Annotated in this window: 15 protein-coding genes; 7 read left to right on the forward strand and 8 right to left on the reverse strand. The window is 70.2% G+C overall.

The annotated features are described in order from the left end of the window. The first annotated feature begins 86 nt into the window (after window positions 1–86). Complete coding sequence (locus tag ACFZDJ_RS27110; protein ID WP_391062352.1) at window positions 87–1,721, forward strand: serine/threonine protein kinase; 1,635 nt, start codon at window positions 87–89, stop codon at window positions 1,719–1,721. Here ACFZDJ_RS27110 and ACFZDJ_RS27115 read toward each other — a convergent pair. The 3 genes from ACFZDJ_RS27115 to tgmA all read right to left on the reverse strand — a co-directional run bounded on the left by ACFZDJ_RS27115 (window position 1,713) and on the right by tgmA (window position 6,279). Beyond that, the gene (locus ACFZDJ_RS27115) at window positions 1,713–5,030 is read right to left on the reverse strand and encodes an amidohydrolase family protein (protein ID WP_391062355.1); all 3,318 of its coding nucleotides are present in this window, start codon (window positions 5,028–5,030) and stop codon (window positions 1,713–1,715) included. The two genes, ACFZDJ_RS27110 and ACFZDJ_RS27115, sit on opposite strands and share 9 nt — an antisense overlap. A 97-nt stretch (window positions 5,031–5,127) precedes the next feature. Next, the gene (gene tgmB, locus ACFZDJ_RS27120) at window positions 5,128–6,072 is read right to left on the reverse strand and encodes an ATP-grasp ribosomal peptide maturase (protein WP_390935561.1); all 945 of its coding nucleotides are present in this window, start codon (window positions 6,070–6,072) and stop codon (window positions 5,128–5,130) included. Window positions 6,073–6,087: 15 nt separating this feature from the next. After that, the gene (tgmA, locus tag ACFZDJ_RS27125; RefSeq protein WP_101402862.1) at window positions 6,088–6,279 is read right to left on the reverse strand and encodes a putative ATP-grasp-modified RiPP; all 192 of its coding nucleotides are present in this window, start codon (window positions 6,277–6,279) and stop codon (window positions 6,088–6,090) included. Between the two features lie 239 nt (window positions 6,280–6,518). On the opposite strand from tgmA, the gene ACFZDJ_RS27130 reads away from it, so the two are divergent. After that, the gene (locus ACFZDJ_RS27130) at window positions 6,519–7,547 is read left to right on the forward strand and encodes a hypothetical protein (RefSeq protein ID WP_248297311.1); all 1,029 of its coding nucleotides are present in this window, start codon (window positions 6,519–6,521) and stop codon (window positions 7,545–7,547) included. A gap of 51 nt (window positions 7,548–7,598) precedes the next feature. On the opposite strand, the gene ACFZDJ_RS27135 is transcribed toward ACFZDJ_RS27130, so the two are convergent. The 3 genes from ACFZDJ_RS27135 to ACFZDJ_RS27145 form a co-directional block, all read right to left on the reverse strand. After that, window positions 7,599–10,040, reverse strand: a complete 2,442-nt coding sequence (locus ACFZDJ_RS27135; protein WP_391062357.1) for a GH92 family glycosyl hydrolase — start codon at window positions 10,038–10,040, stop codon at window positions 7,599–7,601. Window positions 10,041–10,257: 217 nt separating this feature from the next. Next, a complete protein-coding gene (locus tag ACFZDJ_RS27140; RefSeq protein WP_391062360.1) occupies window positions 10,258–11,430 on the reverse strand; it encodes an FAD-dependent monooxygenase in 1,173 nt (390 codons plus the stop codon). 762 nt (window positions 11,431–12,192) lie between these two features. Beyond that, the gene (locus tag ACFZDJ_RS27145) at window positions 12,193–13,176 is read right to left on the reverse strand and encodes an aldo/keto reductase (protein WP_168514691.1); all 984 of its coding nucleotides are present in this window, start codon (window positions 13,174–13,176) and stop codon (window positions 12,193–12,195) included. Between the two features lie 160 nt (window positions 13,177–13,336). Between ACFZDJ_RS27145 and ACFZDJ_RS27150 the strand changes: the two genes are divergently transcribed. After that, on the forward strand, window positions 13,337–15,073 hold the full coding sequence (locus tag ACFZDJ_RS27150) for a cholesterol oxidase substrate-binding domain-containing protein (RefSeq protein WP_391062364.1): 1,737 nt from the start codon (window positions 13,337–13,339) through the stop codon (window positions 15,071–15,073). 27 nt (window positions 15,074–15,100) lie between these two features. Here ACFZDJ_RS27150 and ACFZDJ_RS27155 read toward each other — a convergent pair whose 3' ends face one another. Further along, entirely contained in the window at window positions 15,101–15,757 is a 657-nt protein-coding gene (locus ACFZDJ_RS27155) for a TMEM175 family protein (RefSeq protein WP_391062367.1), read from the reverse strand. Between the two features lie 300 nt (window positions 15,758–16,057). On the opposite strand from ACFZDJ_RS27155, the gene ACFZDJ_RS27160 reads away from it, so the two are divergent. From ACFZDJ_RS27160 to ACFZDJ_RS27170, 3 genes are read left to right on the forward strand one after another with little or no spacing between them, the layout of a single operon-like run. Continuing rightward, a complete protein-coding gene (locus ACFZDJ_RS27160) occupies window positions 16,058–17,446 on the forward strand; it encodes a ricin-type beta-trefoil lectin domain protein (protein WP_391062370.1) in 1,389 nt (462 codons plus the stop codon). 47 nt (window positions 17,447–17,493) lie between these two features. Next, window positions 17,494–19,740, forward strand: a complete 2,247-nt coding sequence (locus ACFZDJ_RS27165) for an RICIN domain-containing protein (protein WP_391062373.1) — start codon at window positions 17,494–17,496, stop codon at window positions 19,738–19,740. A gap of 26 nt (window positions 19,741–19,766) precedes the next feature. Then, complete coding sequence (locus ACFZDJ_RS27170; protein WP_390935546.1) at window positions 19,767–21,059, forward strand: RICIN domain-containing protein; 1,293 nt, start codon at window positions 19,767–19,769, stop codon at window positions 21,057–21,059. Between the two features lie 53 nt (window positions 21,060–21,112). On the opposite strand, the gene ACFZDJ_RS27175 is transcribed toward ACFZDJ_RS27170, so the two are convergent. Beyond that, complete coding sequence (locus ACFZDJ_RS27175) at window positions 21,113–22,264, reverse strand: glycoside hydrolase family 88 protein (protein WP_391062376.1); 1,152 nt, start codon at window positions 22,262–22,264, stop codon at window positions 21,113–21,115. Window positions 22,265–22,554: 290 nt separating this feature from the next. Here ACFZDJ_RS27175 and ACFZDJ_RS27180 point away from each other — a divergent pair, with 290 nt between their 5' ends. Then, window positions 22,555–23,478 carry a MurR/RpiR family transcriptional regulator gene (locus ACFZDJ_RS27180; protein ID WP_101402852.1) on the forward strand — a complete coding sequence of 308 codons (924 nt, stop codon included), beginning with the start codon at window positions 22,555–22,557 and terminating at the stop codon, window positions 23,476–23,478. The last annotated feature ends 261 nt before the right edge of the window (window positions 23,479–23,739 follow it).

Genomic DNA, 23,739 nt, shown 5'->3' on the forward strand with positions numbered 1-23,739 from the left:
CGGAATCGCCCGCCTTTGAACACACAACGTCACACCCGCCGTACAACCGGGAAAGGTGAGAGTCCGGTGCGCAGCGAGGGATGACCATGGTCAAGGTGCAAGTCTCCACGGATGAGTTGGTCGCCGGAAGATACCGACTGCTGGAGGGTGTCCACCACGAGGAGGGGCGTGAGGGCTGGCACGGTCAGGACGTCGAGTCCGAGCGGCCGGTCACCCTGACGCGCTCCCGGCTCCCGGCCCATCTCCGTGAGGAGGCGGAGCTGCGCACCGCGGTCCGGATCACCCGGGAGTCCGAGGCTCTGGGGCTGGTCTGCCCCGGGCGGGTCTCCGTCGTCGTCGACGTCGTCGAGGACCACGATTTCCTGTGGACGGTCACCGCACGGCCGGAGGGCGTTCCGCTGAGCGCACTCCTCGGGCACGGCCCGGTGGACTATGTCCGCGCGGCCCACATCGGGCTCGGCGTCCTCGACATCCTGGGCGCGGCCCATCAGGAAGGGATCACACACGGCGACCTCAGCCCCGGCCAGGTGTGGGTGTCGGAGCGGGGCGGGGTCACGGTGGCCGGCTTCGGGCTGATGGGGGCCAGCGCGTCCCCGCGCGTCACGGCACCGTCGTACGCCTCCCCCGAGCAGGCCCGTGGCGAGGGCGGTGGACCGGCCACGGACCTGTGGGCGCTGGGCGCGATCATGTACGAGATGGTCGAGGGCCGGCCGGCCATCCGGGACCGGGGAGGGCTCGAAGCGACGTTCCGCGCCGTGCAACGGCTGCCCATCCGGGCCCCGTTGAGCGCCGGGCCGCTCAGTCCGGCCATTCAGGGGCTCCTGCGCAGGGATCCGGTGGAGCGGGTGCCCGAGTCGGTCGTGCGGGAGGCGCTCACGCGCATTCTCAAGGCGGAACTCGACGACGACTCGATGCCCACCGAGATCCTGCCGGTCTTCCGGGACCTCGACGCACCGCCGGCGGGGCGGGTGTGGGGCAAGGTACCCCTCAGCCGCCCGGTGCTGCTGGGCGGGGCGCTGGCCGTGACAGTCGTCTGCTTCGCCGGGCTCACCGCGGCCGGCGGACTGTCCGAGCGCGGCGCCTCCGCGTCCGGCCCCGCGCCGTCACCCACGGTTTCCGCCAAACCCTCCCCCACGCCGAGCGCCTCGCCCAGCAGCTCTGTTCCCCAGCAGGCCCCGTCGACGTCCCCCTCCCCTTCTTCTTCCACGTCCGCTTCCGCCTCCCCTTCGCCGTCCCACACCGTCACCCAGGATCCGCCGGCCGGTTTCTTCCGCTACACCGCGCCCCAGGGCTTCTCCGTCGAGCTGCCCAGGGGCTGGAAGCCGGTGCGGACCGAGAACTCCGCCGACGGCTCCTACCGGGTCACGCTCGGCGCGAGCGGGGACCCGCGCACGCTGGTCGTCACCTACAGCACCCAGCTCACCTCGGACCCCGTCGCGGTCTGGCGCGAGGTGGACACCTCGCTGCGCGGCGACTCCATCGCCTACGAGCGGCTGGGTGACATCCGCGCCGTCACCTACCAGGGCTACAGGGGCGCCGACATGGAGTGGCTGTCGACGAACGACGGGGTCCGTGAGCGCACGTTCGGGCGTGGCTTCCTCATCGGTGACCACGAGGGCTTCTCCCTCAGGTGGACGACCCCGGCCGCCGACTGGGACACCGCCGCCGACCAGGCGGCCCTGGCCACCTTCCTGCGGACCTTCAGGGGCGGATCACAGTGAACCCGTGCCGCAACAGCCGTCCCTGCGCATCAGCCGCCCCACTTCGAGCCAGTCGTCCTCGGTCACGGCGCGCCAGCGCTCCGATGCCGATACCGAGACCTTCGACGACGGCTCGAAATCGGCCACCAGGTCCTGCGTCACGTACGGCGTTCCGCCCCTCAGCACCGACACGGTGCGGACGAGGGTGTCGAAGTCCTCGAAGGGATCGCCGTCCACCACCGTGAGATCGGCGAGTTTCCCCGGCTGTACGGTGCCGAGGTCGCCGTCGAGACCGAAGAGGCGGGCCGGCAGCACGGTCGCGGTGCGCAGCGCCCCGGCCGGGGACAGTCCACCGCGGTGAAGGGCGCGCAGGCCCAGGTGGAGGGAGAGCCCGACCGGTACGAGGGGCTGGTCCGTGCCGAGCGCGACGAGACCGCCCGCGGCCAGCACCCGCCGGTAGACGTCCGTCTCGGTGCGCAGGGTGGCCAGTTGGGCCGCGGTGGGCGACACACCCGCGGATTGCCGTACGGCGGCGGAGTCCCACGGGGGCATGACGACGGTGACGCGTGGGTCGTCGGCGAGCCCCGGATCGGCGCCGAGCAGCGGCGCGGAGGTGAACGGTGTGGCGACGAGGGCGAAGTTGACGCCCTGCCCGGTGTAGATCTCCACGACGTCCTCGTACGCCCGTCCGGTGGCGGTCAGCGCGTGTCCGAACTCCCCGCGCTGAGTGGCCAACAGATGGCTCGTCAGATCCTGTCCGCACTGAACGCCGGGTGACAGGAGATGGCTCCCCGAACGCACCCCGAGCCGTTCGTGCGCGAACCGCGCGGCCTCTTCCATCACCCAACTGGGCGCCCGCACATAGGTCTTGACGAAGTCCCAGTCGAGGGCGGCACCCCGCTCCAGCGACCTGCGCAGACCGTCCTTCGTGCGGTGGGCGCGCCCCATGCTGTAGGCGACCCGCGAGCCGTCGAGCAGTTCGCCGGTCGTCAAAATCCGGGGTCCGGCGAGCTGTCCGACGGCCACCGCCTCGCGGATGCGGGCCTGCTCGTAGGCGAATCCGCCCAGGGAGACGGCCGTGGTGATCCCGTACGTCAGTTGTCCGACGGTCTGGCGGCCTCCGTAGGTGCTCTGCCAGGGGTGGGTGTGGGTGTCCCACAGCCCGGGGATCACGGTGCGGTTCGAGGCGTCGATCCTGGTGAGGGCGCCACGGCCGCGGGCCCGGTGCGGCGCGACTTCGGCGACGCGTCCGCCGCGTACGACGATGTCCACATCGTCCCTGACCGACTCGCCGGTACCGTCCCACAGGCGCCCGGCGTGCACCACCGTGTCGGCGGGGGCGGTCCTGTGCTGGTCGAGGGGGACCCGGACGGTGCGGCTCTCGCCCCCGTCGATGCCGATGAGCCGCAGGCGGCCCGCCGAGAGGTACAGGAGGGTCTTCGAGTCGCCGGACCAGGAGGGGTGGTCGGCGGGTTCGGTGGCGAGGGTGCGCGGGGCACCGGTCGGGGTGCCGTCGGGGGCGACGGGCAGCAGGCACAGCGCGGACTCGACGACGACCGCCATCCAGCGTCCGTCGGGCGACCAGACGGGTCCGGAGTCGTAGCGGTCGGCGATGCAGACGTGGGGCGCGACGGCGTGGAGGCGGTCGGTGCCTGTGGTGGTGTCGACGATCCGGATGACGTTGTAGCCCTCGCGGAAGCGGAGGTTCAGGCGGTTACGGTCGCACAGCGCGAGGTATCTGCCGTCGGGTGACCAACTGGGGCGACCGGGCAGCCCGCCGCCGCCGAGCGGCGTCACCAGGGCGCGTTCCTCACCGCTGCCCAGATCGCGCAGGACGAGCCTTCCGGTCATGTCGAGACAGGCGAGTCTCTTCCCGTCCGGCGAGAGCGCGGGATGGACCCGCCCGCCCGTGGCGACCACGGTCTCCTCGCCGGTGGCGAGATCGCGCCGGTACACGCCGAGCAGTCCGTCGCGGTCGTCGGCGTACAGGAGTGACCGTCCGTCGCGCGCCCAGACCGGTGCGAGCAGATAGCGGGTGGGCCCCGACTTCCGCAGTCGCTCGGGCGGGCGCCCGCCCGACGTTTTGGCCAGCCAGAGCGAGTTGAGGGCGGCGAAGGCGATCCGCCGTCCGTCGGGGGACAGCGCGGGCAGATGGATGCCCCGCACCGGGCGCACCTGAGCCTCGCCGAGGTCGTACTGCTTGATCCGGTACCGCGGCCGGTCCACCGGCAGTTCGCCCTCGAAGGGGATCGGCTCGGTCCGCGCCGGCTTCTCAGGTCGTACGAGGGTGAAGCGGCCGTCCACGGTGAGGAGCAGTTCCCCCGCCGCGGTCCAGCGTGGCGGCACGGGTGCGAGGTCTCCGGCGAGCGCGACGGGCGTGCCGTCGACGACGAGGGTGCAGGAGGCGTTCGGGGCAGCGGTGACGCGCAGGTACGCGAGGCGGCGGCCGTCGGGAGCCAGGGCCGGGGTCATGACCTGCGCGGCCGTGGTTTCCGTGTGCTCGACGACGACCGGGCCCGCGGCGCCGGCCGGTACCGCGGCGCCGGCCGGTACCGCGGCGCCGGCCGGTACCGCGGCGATGGTGCGGGCTTCGAGGCCGGGCCCTGTGGGCAGGGTGACGGCCTTCGCGCGGACGAACAGGACGCGCTTGCCGTCCGGAGACCAGGTGGGGTCGAAGTCCTCCCAGGGGCCGTCCTGCCAAGGGCCGTCCTGAGCGGTGAGCCCGGTGACGCGGGTCAGTTCGCCGCTTGCCAGGTCCAGGACGTGGATGCGGTACGGGCTGCCCTCGACCGGGTCGCCGCCACGCTCGGAGGCGAAGGCGATCCGGGTGCCGTCCGGGGACCAGGCCGGGGCGCGGTCGTCCCAGGGGCCGTCGGTGCGCTGCCGTACGTCCGAGCCGTCGGAGCGCATGGTCCACAGGTGGTAGCCGCCGCCCTGGTACGCGCAGAACGCGATGAGCTTGCCGTCCGGGGAGTGCGTGGGCCGGTTGGGTTCGAGGCCGGCCGGGGTGAGGGGCACGGCGCGGCCGCCGCTGCGCGGGAGCGACCACAGCACCTGCTGGATCTCGACGATCAGCCGGTCACCGGCCGGCGAGAGCGTGGCCGCGCCGTTGGTGGCCTCCGAGAACGACAGGGAGGGCGCTGCGCGGCTGCGCGCCGCGGCCGGAGCGGGGACGAGGGCGGTGGAGGAGACGCCCACGACACCCGCGACGCCTGTCGCGGCGAGGAGTTGACGACGGGAGAGACGAGAGAGCGGGGGGAGCGAAGAAGGCGGGGAAAGCGGGGAGGGACGGGAGGTGGGGAAGGCTTCGGGACTCCGGTCGCGTTCCATGACAGAGAACGCTTACTCATCTCAAAGCCCGGGAGCAACAGCGCCATTCACGCCAAACGGGTACGGTCGGCCTCCCTTGAGGTCGGGTCGAGGCGCGTCAATGGCCCTTGGCGGCTGGTCTTCGCTGGGAGAGCCACAGGGCGACCGCCTCCGAGATGGGCTGGCCGGTTTCGAGTTCGATGAAGCCGAACTGCCCGCCTTGGTTGCCTTCCAGGAACCACCAGACGCCGTCCTCGTCCTCGGCGAAGTCGAAGGCGGCGTACGCGAGTCCGGTGAACGCGGTGTACTCCTGGACCGAGCGGGAGATACGGCCGGGCACCGGGGTGGGCTCCCAGCCGTGTCCGGTCTCGCCGAAGCGCCCGTCGACCTGCCCCGCCTCCGCGACCTTCCGTGCGGCGAACAGTTGGTTGCCGATACAGGTGAGCCGGATGTCGGCCCGCTTGGGGATGTACTGCTGAAGCAGTGCGGGACCGGCCGCGACCCCGGAGAAGTCCGCGTCGGGGCCGATCAGCGTGGTCGGCAGGGCCACCGGGGGTTCGCCGGGTGGCGGCCCTGAGGCGGACTTCACCACCACCTGCCGGTACTCCTCCACGAACTGCTGGGCCACCCGGGGAGCGGTGGTGATCACGGTCGGTGGGACCGCGAAGCCACTGCTGTGGGCGACCCGCAGCTGCCAGGGTTTGTGCCGGGCCTGCTCGGCCCGGCGCGGGTGGTTCATCCAGCGGGTGGAGGCGGAGTAGAGCATGCCGAACAGGGCCTGCCTGGTCTCCGCGGTCAGCCACGGCGAGGGCTCCGCCGCGTGCGCCGCGGGTTCACCCGGACGGCGTACCCACACGGAGCGCAGGCCGCCCATGCTGAGCACATGGCCGTTGACCGAGAGATAGCCGTCGAAGTCGCCGTGCGCGTAGTCCGCGGACAGCACCGCCTTGCCCGGCAGGTCGGCCGGGTCCAGGCGCACCATGGGCACGCCCTGTTCGTGCAGCCTGGCCACGACCATGTCGGCGGTGACGTCCTGCTCCGCCGTGAGAATGAGTACCGTCATGTGAGTGAGGGACCGTCAGTCGTCGAAGTGCGTCTGGGAACCGGCGGTGGAGGTGGTCGTGCCGGCGGCCATGAGGAGGGCGTGGTCGCTGACGGCCGGGCGGCCGTCCGGCAGCACGTTCAGTTGCAGGGACACGTCGAAGTGGTACGGGGGTATTGCGGCCGAATGCCCCGTGGGCAAGGCGTAGTTGAGGGTGAACGGTCGCACGAAAGATCCTCCCGCCATCTCACGAATGTTCTGCCCCCTTCCCTACGTGTCGCGACCGTAAGGAATTCATCACTTTCCGCCACATCGGGGTGAAGGGCATCACATCGCGTCGTTTCAGGCTTACTTGTTTCCGTATTGCACGTGTGTGTGCTTGATTGTCTGCTTGACCCAGGCCGAAAGCTTCGGCCAAGGCTTCATTCTCTGTAATCTAGACGCCGTCTTACCCAGGAGAGTTCCCGGTGACCGTAGTTCTCGATCCGAGTGCCCAATCCGCCCCGATCCAGGGCGTGTTGGACCCCATCTCGTGTGACGCACGCGACTTCGGGGCATATGCGCGAACCGGCGGCTGGACCTTCGCCCTGAAGGTGGCGCGCAGTGTGCGCCCGGGTGGGCAGTCCGCCGACGAGACGCCGAAGGTGTCCGCGAAGGAGTTCGCCGAGCTGGCCGGATGTTCCTCCGAACGGGTGATGCGCTATTACAAGGCCTGGGACAGGGCCGCCGACGACGGTCTCGTCCCGCACTTCGAAGTCCTCGTCCCGGGCCAGGACATCGAGCTGCCGGACGCGGAGGCGTGGCAGACGTACTACGTGTCCCGCTCCAGCGCCTCCTCCGAGCGCGGCAGCGCCATCACCGAGGCCGCCGCGGCCGAGGGCATCCGCCCCACCAAGGCCCTGGAGGTCGCCGAGAACCCCACCGCGCTGCGGGCGGCGATCCTCGCCGACCCCTCCACGGCCCAGGCGGCCCGGGCCGCGCTCCTCGACCGGGTGAAGGAGGACCCGGCGCTGCAGGCCGAGTTGGCCCGTGACATCGCCCGCACCGACGAGCTGAAGAAGGCGGTCGCCACCGAGACCAGGGCTGCCGACCGGATCGGCTACGTCCGCCAGATCGCGGAGAAGGGCCAGATCAGGACACCGGCCGGACAGACCCTCGACGCCCCGGCCGAACTGCGCTCCGAGGCCGAGCGCCACCTCTCCCTCCTCGACGAGCTGGACGAGGGCGAGGACACCGGCGAGTGGGCGACCGAGGCGTACGACACCATGAAGAACCTCGTCGTCGAGACCGTCGAGGCGGACCCCGAACTGCGCGTCCAGGAGCGCCGCACGAAGTTCTACAGCAGCCTGCAGAAGGCCACGAAGGTCTTCGAGGAGCTGACCTTCGACGACGCCGACGACATCTACGAGGACGACATGGTGCAGCGCCTGGAGGAGCTCCAGCAGGCGATCGGCTCCTGCATCACGGCACTTCGGAGCGCGGCTCCCCGCCAGTGAGCCGCGCCGGTGGTCTCCCGGGAACAGCCCGTTCCCGGGAGAGCACCGGTTTCACCGGGGAAGACCTGCCGGGTCGGTCGCCCACTGGGTGTTGGGCTGCTCGGCGAGCCGGAAGGCGATCCTGCCGCCCTTCGTCGTCAGGCCGGCATCCGTCCAGGAGCGTTGCGTGGGGTGCCCGTTGACGCGTACGGCGTCGATGTAGGGGTGAGCGGCGTCCGCGCCGGGCGCGCCGATGGTGAGATCGGTGTTGCCCGGACGGTCCACGACCGCGCTCGGGAAAAGCGGGGCGCCCAGCAGCATGGAGGCGCTGCCCGGGGTCTGGGGATACAGACCGAGGGCGGAGAAGACGTACCAGGCGGACATGGTGCCGAGGTCGTCGTTGCCGGGCAGCCCCGAAGGCCCGGTGCCGTACACGGTGTTGAGGATCCGCCGTACCGTCGCCTGCGTCTTCCAGGGCTGCCCGAGGGCGTTGTACAGCCAGGGCGCGTGGATGCCTGGCTCGTTGGTCGGGTCGTAGCGCAGCGGGTCGCCGCCGCGCACCGACCAGGAGCCGTCCGCCGTGTGGAAGAACCCGTCGAGGCGGGCGGCGGCCTTCTCCCGGCCGCCCATCGCGGCCGCCAGCCCCTGCACGTCCTGCGGCACCATCCAGGTGTATGTGGCGCTGGTGCCCTGGGCGAAGCCGAGGTCGCTGCCCGCGTTGAACGGGCCCACCCAGGAGCCGTCGAGCCTGCGGGCCTGGATGTAGCCCGCGTCGGCGGTGGCGGCGGGGTTGAAGACATTGCGCCAGTAGGCGCCGCGCTCGGCGAAATCGGCGGCCTCCTGGTCATGGCCGAGCAGCTTCGCCCACCGCGCGAGCGCGGAGTCGGCGACGGCGTCCTCCAGGGTCTCGGCGGCACCGCCCCAGCAGTGGCAGACGTCCTGCGCGGCGTAGTGCGAGTTCAAGTACTGGGCGAGATTGGGCCGTTGACCCACGCACTGGCCGGGACAGCCCGCGTCCGAGAGACCGTCGGCCTTCGGCACGGTGGCCTGCCGGACCAGCGAGTCGAAGGCGCCCTCGTAGTCGAAGTTGCGGACGCCCATGGCGTAGAAGGTGGCCAGGGTGGCCGCCGAGGGATCGCCGGTCATGACGTGGGTGGCGCCGCTGATGTGCACCCAGCGGTCCCAGACGCCGTTGTTCTGCTGCGCGAAGTTGTAGAGGGACTGGGCGAAGTCGCCCGCGATCCTCGGTTTCAGCAGGGCGAGCAGTTGTATCTGGGCGCGGTACTGGTCCCAGCCCGAGAAGTTGCTGTACTGGGCACGCTGGCCGCGATCGAGGCGGTGCACCGCGCCGTCCATGCCGTAGTACCGGCCGTCGGCGTCGCTGATCAGGTCGGGTTGCATCAGCGCGTGGTAGAGCGCGGTGTAGAAGGTGGTGCGCTGGGCGGAGGTGCCGCCCCCGACGCGTACGGTGCTCAGTTCGCGGTCCCAGGCGCGGGCACCCGCGTCGGCCACCTGGGCGACGCTCGCGTGCGACGGGATCTCCCCGCGGAGGTTGGCCTCAGCGCCGTCGAGACTGACGTACGAAATCCCGATGCGCATGTGGACATCGTTGTCAGAGCTGGTGTCGAAGCCGACGTATCCGCCGGAACCGCGGCCGGCGCGGGCCGCCCCGGTGGCGTACCCCTCGCCTCCCGAGGCGGCGGTCGAACCCGCCGACAGGGTGCCGTCCTTCCACGTGCCGAAGTCGGAGAAGGCACGGTCGAAGGAGGCGCTGAAGTACAGCTTGTAGTAGCTCTTGCGGTTGTTCGTGCCGCCGTTGGCGCGGCGTCCGCAGAAGGCACCGGTGAGGACCCAGCCGGTCACCTTGCGGTGCGCGGCGTCGATGTCGACGTGCGCGTCCTCACTGCCGTTGAGGGAGTTGGAGACGCGGAAGAGCAGGTTGGCGGGTCGGTCGCTCGGGAAACCGAAGTCGGCGACACCGGCACGCTCGCTGACGGCCAGGTCGGCGGTGGCACCCGTCTTGAGACCGAGGGTGTAACGCCCGGGTACGGCCTTCTCCTCGGCGTGCGTGAAGTCGGCGGCGTAGACCGCGTCCTTGGTGTCCGCCGAGGGCGACGACGTCACGTCACCGACGAACGGCATGATCGGTACGTCCCCGGCGGCGCCCGGGTTGCAGCCGGCGCCGTTGACGTGGGTGAGGCTCAGACCCCGGATGCGGGTGGTGTCGTACTGGTAGCCGTTGGCGGCCCCCGTGCTGGTCTGATCGCCTGTGGTGCTGGTCGGGGACCAGGCGATCATCCCGTACGGGAGGGTGGCGCCGGGGTAGGTGTTGCCGCCGTTCGCCGATCCGATCAGCGGGTCCACGGCGGAGACCGGCCGCTGGGGCGGGAGGCCGGCCGCGTCCACCGGGGCGGGAAGGGCGAGGACGACCGCGGTGGTCACGACCGCGGCGGCGGACCTGCTCGCGGTGCGACTGCCGAACCGTCTTGCTGTGCGCAGCCATTGGGGGCGCATACGTGGTGTCACCTTCCGTGGGACGAGGAGGTGCGATGACGGGTCGGACCGGGCTGTCCCCGACGACTGGCCGCCTCGGGCACCGGTCCGGGCGCGAGGATAGAAGGCGGCCGGGAGAGCCGGAAGTGGCGTGTGCGGACTGCTGGTTACGGGGTGGTGAAGGGTGTGGGCGGGACGGGGATGCGGAGCTCGGGCGTGCAGGGCCCGCAGGGGGGTCTCAGTCGGTCGCGTTCGCCATCGCCGTCTCGGCCGCCGCACGGTAGAAGGCCATCTGGTCGACGAGCGGCTGGGGTGCGTGCGGGGCGAAGCAGAGGTCGAGGTTCTCCGCCGATGCGGCCGCCGCGGCCTCGCTGCGCGGGAAGAGCGCCTGCTCGTACGTGGTCAGGGCCTTCTCGATGTCGTCCGGGTGGGCGGCGATGGCCGTCGCGAGTTCGGCACCGTCGAGCATGGCGAGGTTGGCGCCCTCGCCGGCGAACGGAGACATCAGGTGCGCGGCGTCTCCGAGCAGGGTGACGCCCAAAACGCGGTCCCAGCGGTGCCCGACCGGCAGGGCGTGGACCGGGCGGGCGACGAGCGCCCCGTCCGCGTCGGCGATCAGCGCCCGCAGCCGCTCGTCCCAGCCGTCGAAGTGCTCCAGGAGACTCGCCTTGGCCGCTTCGACGTCCGTGAAGTCGATGGGGCCGGACGTGGCCCAGTCGGCGGGCGTGCGCAGCGCGGCGTAGACGTGCAGCGAGCCGTCGGGGGTGCGGTGGGCGAGAAATCCGTGACCCTCGGCGAGCGCGAACATCATGCCGTTGCCCACGACGGCGGCGCTCTCCGGGTGCCGGGTGTCGGCGTCGAGAAGGTGCGCCTCGACGAAGGAGAGGTCGAGGTAGGCAGGGGTGGCGTCCGAGACGAGCGGCCGCACCTTCGACCATGCGCCGTCGGCACCGATCAGCAGATCGACGGTGATCGTCCGCCCGTCGGCGAACGTCACCTCGTGGCGGCCGTCCTCGAGCGTCCGTACGCCGGTGACCTTGGCGCCCCAGCGGACGGTGCCGTCGGGCAGGGAGCCGAGGAGGAGGTCGCGCAGCACTCCCCGGTCCACCTCGGGCCGTGTGCCGCCCTCGCCGTCTTCTGCCATCCGGACGGTGGCCTCCTGGTCGAGGATGCGCATGGCCTCGCCGCCGCGGTGGATGACCGCCCGGAACTCGTCGTGGAGACCGGCGGCCCGCAGGGCGGCCTGACCGGAGTCCTCGTGTATGTCCAGCATGCCGCCCTGCGTGCGGGCGGTGGGTGAGGCGTCGAGATCGAAGACGGCGGACTCGATGCCGTTCAGGTGCAGTACGCGGGCGAGGGTGAGGCCGCCGAGACCGGCGCCGACGACGGCGATGGGGTGGTGAGTGGACAAGGTGTCGCTCCTTCGGAATGGGTGACGCGGGCCGCTGTCACCCCTCGAAGGTAGCGAACATGTTCGTTGCGAACAAGTACTTCGCGACCATGTTCGTTCGGTCAGGGCCTGGGTGTTCTGCGTGCGGGAGGGCGGACCGGGAGGGCGGACCGGGAGGGCGGACCGGGAGGGCGGACAGGCCCGCTGGAGAACCGGCGACCGGCAGCCGCATGGGAGGCCAGATGGCGAGCGCCCCACCGGGGATCAGATTCGGGCAGCCGGGCCGGAGGCCCTGTGGCGGGCGGCGTCGCCAGGACAAGGTGCGGGTGGCCGGAAGGCCGCCGAACAGCAAATCGCTCTCGCGGGCGGCGGCGCGCGGCGGGCTTCGCAGCCGACCGCAGTCCAGCGGTGTCCGGGGGAAGGCGGTCACTGCTTACTGTTGCCGCCCGCACGGCACCGAGGTGGGCGCGGGTGGCCGAGGGCCACGGACCGGGCTCACGCGGGCCCGATCCGATGGCAGCCGCGCCCCGGACCTCGCCCACGCGGAGGCCCACAGGGCCCAGGGAGAGAGCCGCGACTGCCCGACGCCCCCTGGCCTCCCGCAAAGCCGAGGCCACAAACGGCACCCACCCAGAAAGTCACGGGTGCGGGGCCCAGATGCGGACGGTACTCCCCCGAGGCCGGCCCGACGAGCCGGGCCACCGACCCGACGAGCCAGACCACCGACCCGACGAGCCGGGGCCACCGACGGCAGCCGTCGCGCGGCCGGCCCCCGGAGGGGTGCTACCAGCGGCCCTCCACCTGCTCCTTGATCCGTCGGTCGTAGAGTTCCCCGATCGCGTCCAGCGTCTCCGCCGGCAGCGCCGACAGCTTCGCGGCGGTCGCGTTGGCGTGGGCCTGTTCGGGCGAGCGTGCGCCCGGGATCACCGTGGTCACGCCGGGCTGCTGGATGATCCAGCGCAGCGCCAGCTGGGCCGGGGTGACGCCCTCGGGGGCGAGCGCGGAGAACTCGGCCGCCGCCTCCACGCCGGTCACGAAGTCGACGCCGGAGAAGGTCTCGCCCTGGTCGAAGGACTCCCCATGCCGGTTGTACGTCCGGTGGTCGTCCGCCGCGAACACCGTGTCCTTCGTGTACTTGCCCGAGAGCAGTCCGGAGGCCAGCGGAACGCGGGCGATGATCGCGACGCCCGCCTCCCGTGCCGCCGGCAGGACCTGCCGCAGGGGCTTCATGCGGAACGGGTTCAGGATGATCTGCACGCTCGCCACGTTCGGCCGGGCGATCGCGGTCAGCGCCTCGTCACAGGTCTCGACACTCACCCCGTACGCGGCGATCCGCTCCTCCTCGACCAGCGTGTCCAGCGCGTCGAACACCTCGTCCGAGGAGTAGACGGGGGTCGGCGGGCAGTGCAGCTGCACCAGGTCGATGCGGTCGACGCCGAGGTTGCGCCGGGAACGGTCGTTCCACGCGCGGAAGTTGTCGAGGACGTAGTTCTGCGGAATCTGCTCGACCCGGCGGCCCATCTTCGTCGCCACCATCACGTGCAGGTCGGGGCGGGCACTGAGGAAGGACGCGATCGCCTGCTCACTGCGCCCGTCGCCGTACACGTCCGCGGTGTCGAAGAACGTCACCCCCGACTCCGCCGCCGTCTCCAGTACCGCCTCGGCGTCCGCAGCGCTCACGTCACCCCAGTCGGCGCCGAGCTGCCACGTACCGAGACCGATGACCGATGCCTTCTGGCCTGACCTGCCGAATTCACGCTCGTCCATGCCGTCAGTCTGACATCTCCACCCGCCCGCGCAGGACGCCCGCCCCGCCCGTGCCCGCCCGCGCCCCCCGTGCGGACGCAACAGCGCGTCATTCACCCACATGGATGAATCGTTTTGACGGACAGGTGATGCGTGTCAACTGTCACCTACCGTGAACCGCGTGACCGACCATTTAGAAAGTGAAGGGCGCACCCCCTGGTCCCGTCGGGGGTTCCTGCTGAGCGCGGCCTCGCTCACCGCGCTGCTGCCACTCGCGCTGCCGGACCGCGCCGCCGCGGCGGAGGAGCTTCCCGGCTTCCCCGAGGGCGTCGACGTCTACCGCTCGGCGTACCGCAACTGGGTCGGCGAGATCACCGCCACGGGGCTGTGGGCCTGCGCTCCGGCCGACCAGGACCAGGTGGTCGCCGTGGTCAACTGGGCCTGGAAGCAGGGCTGGTCGGTGCGCGCCCGGGGCAGTTCCCATGGCTGGTCCCCGCTGACGATCGCCTCGGGTACCGAGGCGGGCGCTCCCGTGCTGCTCGTCGACACCGCCCGGCATCTCACCGGTCTGTCCCTGGAGTCCACCGCCCCCGCCGTCGTACGAGCCGGTGCCGGCGTCACGCTGGAAGCGCTGCTCGGTCATCTGGAGGACCATGGCCTCGGCCTCACGGCGACGCCCGCGCCCGGCGACCTGACGCTCGGCGGCGCCCTGGCCATCGACGCGCACGGCACGGCCGTTCCGGCCCATGGCGAGAGCAGACTGCCCGGGCACACCTACGGCTCGCTCAGCAATCTCGTCCTGTCCCTCACGGCGGTGGTGTGGGACGCGGGCAGCGACGCCTACGTTCTGCGGACGTACGAAAGGGACGATCCCGACGGTGCGGCGCTCCTCGCGCATCTCGGCCGCGCCCTGGTCACCGAGGTGACGCTGCGCGTGGGCGCGAACACCAATCTGCGCTGCGTCAGCCGTACCGACATCCCCGCCGCCGAACTCTTCGCGGCGCCGGGCGACCGCAGGGGCGGACGGACCTTCGCGAGCTTCCTGGACGAGTCGGGGCGTGCGGAGGCGATCTGGTTCGCGTTCACCGAGCACCCCTGGCTGAAGGTCTGGAGTGTCGCCCCCACCCGGCCGCCGGCCTCCCGCCGCGTGGGGTCGCCGTACAACTACCCCTTCTCGGACAACGTCCCCACCGTCGTCGCTGATCTCGCCGGGCGCATGGTGGCCGACGCGGCCTGGTATCTGGCCCCGCTCCTGGGCACCGCGCAGTTCACCGCGGCGGCCGTGGGACTGACCGCCACCCTGTCGGCGGACATCTGGGGACCGTCGAAGAACACACTGCTCTACATCAGACCCACGACGCTGCGGGTGACCGCCAACGGGTACGCGGTGCTCACCTCGCGTGCCGAAGTGCAGCGCGTCATCGCCGAGTTCACGGCCTTCTTCCGCGAGCGGCTCTCCGCCTACGCCGCCCAGGGCCGCTACCCCATCAACGGCCAGGTGGAGATCCGGGTGACCGGCCTCGACCACCCGTCCGACGCCGACTCGGCGGGCGCCCGTGCACCACTGCTGTCCGCGCTGCGTCCCCGCGCCGACCACCCCGAATGGGACACGGCCGTCTGGCTGGACGTGCTGACACTGCCCGGGACGCCCGACGCGGAGGCTTTCTACCGGGAGTTGGAGCGCTTCCTGCTCACGACGTACGACGGCGAGTACGCGCTCACCCGCGTCGAGTGGTCCAAGGGCTGGGGCTATACGGACGAGGCCGCCTGGTCCGACGAGGAGGTGCTGGGCACCGCGGTGCCCGCCTCCTTCCGGGACGGTGCGGGCCCGGGCTGGGACGAGACGGCCGCCGTCCTGAACCGGCTCGATCCTCACCGGCTGTTCGGCACGGCCCTCCTCAACCGGCTCTTGCCCTGATGTCCGGTCGTCCGAAGCTCGGTGGTCTCACTCAGCGGCAGCGGTCAGTTGCTCGCCCTCGGGCGTGCGCGTGTCGCGGAACAGCAGACGCGCGGGAACGGTGAGGAGCCACCAGTACTTGGCGGCCGTCGGCGAGGCGAGCGACACCGGAATCGAGGTGGCGAAGACGAGGACGGTCAGGAGGCCCCTCAGGACCGACTGCCCGATCTGCGCGAGGGGCACGGTCGGCTTGGCAAGGGCCGGACTGGCCCACAGGCGGGCGGACATGGCTGTGAGCAGCCCGACGGCGAGGACGATCGTCGCCGCGTAGACCGAGGTGGCCACGGCGGTGCCGCCGTACTCGCTGATGAGGCGCGTGGGGAACGGGAGCGCGGCCACGACGGCGAGCAGAGCGAGATAGAGGCGGAGCAGCCAGCTGTCGAGCGCGTTGATCTGCCGGAAGAGCGCGTGCTGGCCCAGCCACAGGGCGCCGATGACGGCGAAGCTCAGCAGATACGCCCCGAACTTGGGCAGGGCGTCCCTCAGCGCGGCTCCGACCTCGCCGTCGGCCAGTCCCTCGGGAACGGTGATGTCGAGCGCGAGCAGCGTGATGGCGATCGCGATCACCGCGTCGCCGAAAGTGACAAGTCGATCGGGATCCATCATGGCGTCGCGGCGGGGAAGGCGCGGGACACGGTTGATCATCAGGAGGGCACCAGGGGTGTGAGGAACGCTTGTTGGCGTGTACGGGACGACGAGCGGTCAGAGTACAGGCGTCCACCTCAAAGCCCGTCGCATCGCGCCCTGTTGAACCTCACCGGGATGGTCGGCGCGTTCAACTCCTTGTGAACCCAAGTCAATTCGAAGCCCGCTTTGCTTCATCTCTTGACGAGTTTGGTTCAGACCTTTAGGTTCACCGATCACTACAGCTCCATGAATGCACTCAACATTCACGGACATGAACGCCCCCCACTTTCAGCCTCCCCGAAGGGCTGTGACCCTCTGATGCCAAGACAATCCCTCGCGCGCTCCACCGCGCTGCGCGTCACTCTGACCACGGCGGTGTTCGCTCTCTCCGCCGGCGCCCTGAGCGTCTCCCCCGCCTCCGCCGCCACCGGAACCATCACCGGACTCGCGGGCAAGTGCCTCGACGTGGCCGGCGCGAACTCCGCGAACGGCACGGCCGTTCAGCTCTACGACTGCAACGGCACCGCCGCCCAGCAGTGGACCGTCGGCTCCGACGGGACCGTACGGGCCCTCGGCAAGTGTCTTGACGTCACCGGCAACTCGACCGCGGACGGGGCCAAGCTCCAGCTGTGGGACTGTTCGGGCGGCGCCAACCAGAAGTGGACGGTCTCCGCCGCCCGCGACCTCGTCAATCCGCAGGCGAACAAGTGTGCCGACGTCACCGGCAACACCTCGGCCAACGGCACGCCGATCCAGATCTGGACCTGCACCGGCGCCGCCAACCAGAAGTGGACCGCGCCCGCCGCCGACGGCGGAGGAACGCCCCCCTCCGCGCCGATGGCCGTCGCCCCCTACCTCTACAACGGCTGGGGCAACCCGCCGAGCCCCACCACCGTCATGAACGCCACCGGCGTCAAGTGGTTCACGCTGGCCTTCGTCCTCAGCAACGGTTACTGCAACCCGCAGTGGGACGGCGGCCGCGGGCTGACCGGCGGCGTCGACCAGCAGACCATCAACACCGTGCGCTCGGCCGGCGGCGACGTCGTCCCCTCCTTCGGCGGCTACAGCGGCAACAAGCTGGAGAGCTCCTGCTCCAGCGCCGGGGAGCTGGCCGCCGCGTACCAGAAGGTCATCAACGCGTACGGGCTCAAGGCGATCGACATCGACATCGAGGCCGACGCCTACAGCAACACGACGGTCCAGCAGCGCACCGTGGACGCGCTCAAGACCGTCAAGGCCAACAACCCGGGCATCAAGGTGTACGTCACGATCGGCACCGGGCAGAGCGGCCCCGACACCAGCCTGATCAACCGGGCCGCGGCGTCCGGACTGACCGTGGACGCCTGGACAATCATGCCGTTCGACTTCGGCGGCGCGGGCCAGAACATGGGCACGCTCACCCAGCGGGCCGCGGAGGGTCTCAAGACCGCGCTGAAGAACGCGTACGGCTACAGCGACGACCAGGCGTACCGGGACATGGGCATCTCCTCCATGAACGGCATCACCGACAACAACGAAACCGTCACCACAGCCGACTTCCAGACCATCCTCGGCTACGCGCAGCAGCACCACCTCGCGCGGCTGACGTTCTGGTCGGCCAACCGTGACCGTCCCTGCCCGGGCAGCTACCCGAACGACGACACCTGCTCGGGTGTGGCCCAGAACGCCTGGCAGTTCACCAGCATCTTCGCCAAGTACACCGGCTGACGGACGCGCTTCCCCCCTTCCACCCCCCATCACCACAGGAGAAATCCGTGTCCAGCTCCGTGTCCAGATCCGTACCCAGAGGGAAGCGACTGTCCGGTCGCCACCGGATACCGCGAGTGCTGACCGTGGTCGCGCTCGTGGCGACCACCGTGTCCGGCATCGCGTTCGCCTCGCAGGACTCGGCGAGCGCGCAGACCGCGGCCGCCGCCGCCATACCGACCGGCTACACCACCGTGGTCAACAAGGGCAGCGGCAAGTGCGTCGACGCCCGCTCGGCCGCGAGTGCCGACGGCACCGCCGTCCAGCAGTACGCATGCAACGGCAGCACCGCCCAGAACTGGCAGCTGGTGGCCACCAGCGGCGGCTACTACCGCGTGAACAGCAACCTGGACGCCACAAAGGCCTGGGACGTCACCGACGTTTCCACCGCCGACTCCGCGCCCGTCCAGCTGTGGACGTACTCCAGCGGCAACAACCAGCAGTGGCTGCCCGTCGCCGAGTCCGACGGCGCCTACCACTTCGTCAACCGCAACAGCGGGAAGTGCCTGGACGTCCCCAGCGCCTCCACCGCGGACAGCGTGCAGCTCGCGCAGTACACCTGCAACGGCACCGCCGCGCAGTCCTTCACTCTGGGCGGCGGCACGACGAACCCGCCGGGCACCCCTGACTTCGGTCCCAACGTGACGGTGTTCGACCCGTCGATGTCGGCGTCCAGCATCCAGTCCAAGCTGGACTCGGTCTTCTCCCAGCAGGAGACCAACCAGTTCGGCTCGGCCCGCCAGGCCCTGCTGTTCAAGCCCGGCACCTACAGCGCGAACGCCAACGTGGGCTTCTACACCCAGGTCGCAGGCCTCGGCTTCTCGCCGGACGACGTGACCATCAACGGCGCCGTGCACGCGGAGGCCGACTGGTTCCAGGGCAACGCCACCCAGAACTTCTGGCGCGACGCCGAGAACCTGTCGGTCAACCCGACCGGTGGCACGGACCGTTGGGCCGTCTCGCAGGCCGCTCCGTACCGGCGCATGCACGTGCGCGGCAACCTCGCGCTGGACGACGGCGGTTGGTCCAGCGGCGGGTTCATCTCCGACACCAAGGTCGACGGGCAGATCCAGTCCGGCACCCAGCAGCAGTTCCTCACCCGCAACTCGCAGATGGGCAGTTGGTCCGGCTCCAACTGGAACATGGTCTTCGTCGGCGACCAGGGCGCGCCCGCCCAGTCCTTCCCGACGTACACCAACGTCGCCAGCTCACCGACGATCCGTGAGAAGCCGTTCCTGTACGTCGACAGCGCGGGCGCCTATCAGGTGTTCGTGCCCGGGCTGCAGTCCAACGCCGTCGGCACCACGTGGAGCGGTAAGACCCCGGCGGGCAAGTCCCTGCCGATCGACCAGTTCTACATCGTCAAGCCCGGCGCCACCGCGGCCGACATGAACACGGCCCTCGCGGCGGGCAAGAACCTGCTGGTCACCCCTGGCGTCTACCACCTCAACCAGACGATCAACATCACGCGCCCCGACACGGTGGTGCTGGGCATGGGCCTGGCCACGTTCGTGCCGGACGGCGGGATCACCGCCGTCACCACCGCCGACGTGGACGGCATCCAGCTGGCGGGCCTGCTCATCGACGCGGGCACCACCAACTCCTCGACTCTGATGCAGATCGGCCCCTCCGGTTCGTCCGCCACCCACGCGGCCGACCCGACGCAGCTGTCCGACGTCTTCATCCGGATCGGCGGCGCCACCGTCGGCAAGGCGACCAACTCGCTGGTGATCAACAGCGCCAACACGATCATCGACCACACCTGGATCTGGCGGGCCGACCACGGCAACTCCGGCACGGTCGGCTGGACGACCAACACGGCGGACAACGGCCTGACCGTCAACGGCAGCAACGTGACCGCGTACGGCCTGTTCGTCGAGCACTACCAGAAGACCCAGGTCACCTGGAACGGAAACGGCGGCAGAACGTACTTCTTCCAGAACGAGATGCCCTACGACCCGCCGAACCAGGCCTCCTGGATGAACGGCACCGGAAAGGGCTATCCCGCCTACAAGGTCGCCTCCTCCGTGACCAGCCACGAAGCGTGGGGTCTGGGCAGCTACTGCTACTTCAGCGCCAACTCGAGCGTGGTCGCCGATCACGCCTTCGAGGTGCCGAGCGTGTCCGGGGTCAAGTTCCACGACATGGTGACCGTCTCGCTGGGCGGTGTCGGCACGATCAGCCACATCATCAACAGCACCGGAGGACCGTCCAACTCCAGCACCAACGTCGCCTACCTCACCAACTACCCGTAAACCGCACGGAAAGGATCGATCAGCAGATGCACACCATCAGATCCGGTTCCGCGCGCACCACCCTGCGGATCCTCCTGCTCCTGGCGGCGCTGCTCGGCCTCGCCGCACCGCCCGCCGCCCACGCGAGCACCGCTGCGACCCCGTTCAAGGTGCTCGCGCTCTACAGCGGCACCTACGACGCGGCGCACATCGACTTCGACAAGGAGGCCAACGTCTGGTTTCCGCAACAGGCCGCGGCGAACGGCTTCACCTACACGGCCAGCACCAACTGGGACCTGCTCGCCAACGGCGGGGTCAACGCCTACCAAGTCGTCCTGTTCCTGGACGACTTGCCGCAGACGTCCGCCCAACGATCCGGTTTCGAGGCATACATGCGGGGTGGTGGCGCCTGGATGGGCTTCCACGTCTCCGCCTTCACGACGAATGCGGCGAGCTGGTCCTGGTACCACAACCAGTTCCTCGGCTCCGGGAACTTCCAGTCGAACACCTGGGGTCCGACATCGGTGACCCTGAAGGTCGAGGACCGTACGCAGCCGGCCACCAAGAATCTGCCGGCCACGTTCACCTCGTCGGTCAGTGAGTGGTACAGCTGGTCCAACGATCTGCGGCAGAACCCGAACATCAAGATCCTGGCCTCGATCGACCCCAGCAGCTTCCCGGTCGGAACGGATCCCAACCAGTCCTGGTACAGCGGCTATTACCCGATCCTGTGGACCAACACGCAGTACAAGATGCTGTACGCGAACTTCGGTCACAACGCGATGAACTACACGACCAACACGCGTCTGTCCTCGACGTTCGCGAGCGCCACACAGAATCAGTTCCTGCTGGACGGTCTGAAGTGGCTGGGAGGAGCAGACACCGGCACACCCCCGGCCGACTCCCCCTCCGAGACCGCCTGGTACTCGCTGACGAATGCCGGCAACGGCACCTGCGTGGACGCCCGTTCGGCCGCCACGGCGAACGGGACCGTGATCCAGCAGTACGCCTGCAACGGCACCCAGGCCCAGCAGTTCCAGTTCCGCTCGACCGACAGCGGGTACCGGCAGGCCGCCATCCGTGTCAATCCACAGCAGGTCATCGACGTGACCGGTGTGTCGACGGCCGACAACGCACCGCTCCAGTTGTGGAGTTACTCGGGCGGACAGAACCAGCAGTGGCTGCCGGTGAAGGAGAGCACCGGTCGCTACCACTTCACGGCTCGCCACAGCGGCAAGTGCCTGACCGCGGCGAGCGCCTCGACGAACAGCGTCCAGCTCACCCAGCGCACCTGCGACGGCTCCGCGGCCCAGAGCTTCACGCTCACCGCGCAGTCCTGACGGCGACAGACCGGTGCCCCCGCCGCATACGGCGGGGGCACCGGTGCGTCGCGTCAGGGTCCGGCCAGTCGGGCGAGTTCGGCGCCGGCGAGCAGGAAGGCGCCCACGCCGAAGTTCGCGGTGCTGTCGTAGGTGACGGGCTGGCTGGATTCCGGGCGGTCCCCGACGTTCTGGACGTAGCCGAGGAAGCCGTCGGGGTGTACGGCCGTGGTGACGAGGCCGTTCCAGGCGCGGGCCACGACCGGGAGGTGGGCGCGCCGGTCGACGAGGCCGGCCCGGATCGCGTAGGAGATGCCGTAGAGGAAGAAGGAGGTGCCGCTGGTCTCGGGGCCGGGCAGATGGGTGGCGTCGGCGAGGTTGACGTTCCAGAAGCCGTCGGTGCGCTGGATCCCGGCGACGGCCGTCACCAGGCGTACGAGGGTGTCGCGGTACTCACCGGTGTGCCGCTCGCCGGGCGGCAGCGCCTTGAGCGTCTTGGCATGTCCGCCCGCCACCCAGCCGTTGCCGCGCGACCAGACCACCGGCTTGCCCGCGGGCGAGAGGATCCCGCCGGGGATCCCGGGGAGGAACCGCTTGTCGCGGTACCAGAGCCCCGTGTCGGCGTCGTACAGGCCGGGTCCGCCCTCCACACGCTTGGTGTGGTCGTAGAGGGCGTACAGCTTCTGCCAGTACTGCGGGTCGCCGCGGAGCACTCCGATCCTGGCGAACGGAGGCATCGCCATGTGCAGGGCGTCGTCCCACCACCAGTCGTCGTTCTTGTCCGGCTGGTCGGTGTAGACCATGCGGTGGAGCGACTCCTCGATGGCGGAGATCTTGCTCTCCTCCGGCTCGATCTCGTACAGGTCGAGGTAGGCCTGCCCGACGTTGTGGTTGTCGGCATGGCGCGTGGTGACCCCGCCGTTGATGCCGTAGGCGTGCTTCTCGGCCCAGTTCTTGGCGTAGGCCAGATAGCGCGGGCTGCCGGTCAGGCGCTGGAGGGCGAGCAGTCCGCTGAAGAAGGTGGCGTTGGCCCAGCCGTTGTCGCCGGGGTCCGTGTGCGCGCCGATCCACTGGTCGGCCACGCGCCGCAGGACGGCGACGACCGCGCCGCGGGAGGGCATAGGCGCGGCGGGCGGAGCGGCTTGCGCGGTTTCCGTGAGGGCGGGCTGGAGCGAGGCGGCGGCCGCGAGGGCGGCTCCACCGGTCAGCAGGCGTCGTCTACGCATATGAACAACTCCTACGGATGGGGACTCCCATCCTCAACACCCGTCTCAGCCGGTGTCCATGGCCCGTCGTCAACTTGTCGCGAATCAGACCAGGTTCATATTCTGATGCGATCTTCATGGGGCAGAACGCCGACCATACGCTTTCCCGCTCACACCGGGCCATGCCGCCCACCGGGCGCCCGGCCTCACGTTCCACGCCCGCCGAACTACGGCGTGTGGTCATCCATGCCCTGGTCAGCACGGTCCGTGAGCTATGTTGAGTTCTCGTGGGACACGAAGGAGGCACATCGGTGCCATCGCCGCAGCAGGCACGCGCTCAGGCGTCTGCGATCACCTCGGGGAAGACGGCTCCGGAGGTGGGCGCGGCACCCACGTCCCAGCTCAGGGAGTTGTTCGACGGCCCCCGGCTCTCGCCCGGACAGCGCCGTATCGCCCAGTACCTGATCGAGCACATCACCGAGGCGGCGTTTTTGTCGATCACCGATCTCGCGGAGCGCGTCGGGGTCAGCCAGCCGTCGGTGACCCGTTTCGCCGCGGCGGTCGGCTTCAGCGGCTACCCCGCGCTGCGGGAGAAACTGCAGGCCATCGCGCTCAGCACACTCTCCAGCACCCCGGGCGCGCCTGCGGAGGACCACGGCAACGAGCTGCAGCAGGCGGTGGACGCCGAGATCGAGAACCTGGAGAACCTGCGCCGCGACTTCGCCGATCCGGACCAGGTGATCACCATCGGCCGCGCGCTGTCGCAGTCGACCCCGCTCACCGTTCTCGGCCTGCGCATCTCGGTGTCGCTGGCCGAGTACTTCGCGTACGCCGCCCGCCGCATCCACCCCGATGTGCGGCTGGTGACGCGCGGCGGGAGCGTCGCCTACGACGCGCTGCTCCAGTCGCGCGAGGCGGGCGGCACCTGGCTGCTCGCCTTCGGAATGCCCCGGCACGCCCAGGAGACGCTGACCGCGGTGCGGGTCGCGCGCAGCGCGGGGCTGAAGGTCGCCCTGATCACCGACCTGGGGCTCGGACCACTCGCGGACGAGGCCGACGCCACCTTCACCGTAGGCACCGGGGCCCGCCTCGTCTTCGACTCCTACGCCGCGCCCGTGATGATGTCGGCCGCCCTCCTCCAGGCCATGTCCGACGCCGATCCGGAGCGGACGCAGGCCCGGCTGGAGGAGTACGAGCAGATCGCGGAGCAACACCAGTTCTTCCTCAAGGACTGACCCCGCACGCTTCCCCCTCCGCCTGCACCCCGTACGCCCCCTGCATCACGGCATCACGGGATCATTCGCCCATATCGCGGATGAATTTTTTCATGTCCTTGCGTATCCGGCGGTATATATAAATACTTCTCGCGGATGCGACCAGGAGGCCTCCGGGTCACGTCCTACGGCCATCCGGGGCCGTCCGCTCCTACCCGCATGGGGCCCCGGATGTTCGGACGGGCCCCGCGTGAGCGGGCGCCCGTGGTGGCGGCCCCGGCC

Source organism: Streptomyces sp. NPDC007896 (assembly GCF_042959425.1).
In the GTDB taxonomy this organism is placed as follows: Bacteria; Actinomycetota; Actinomycetes; order Streptomycetales; family Streptomycetaceae; genus Streptomyces.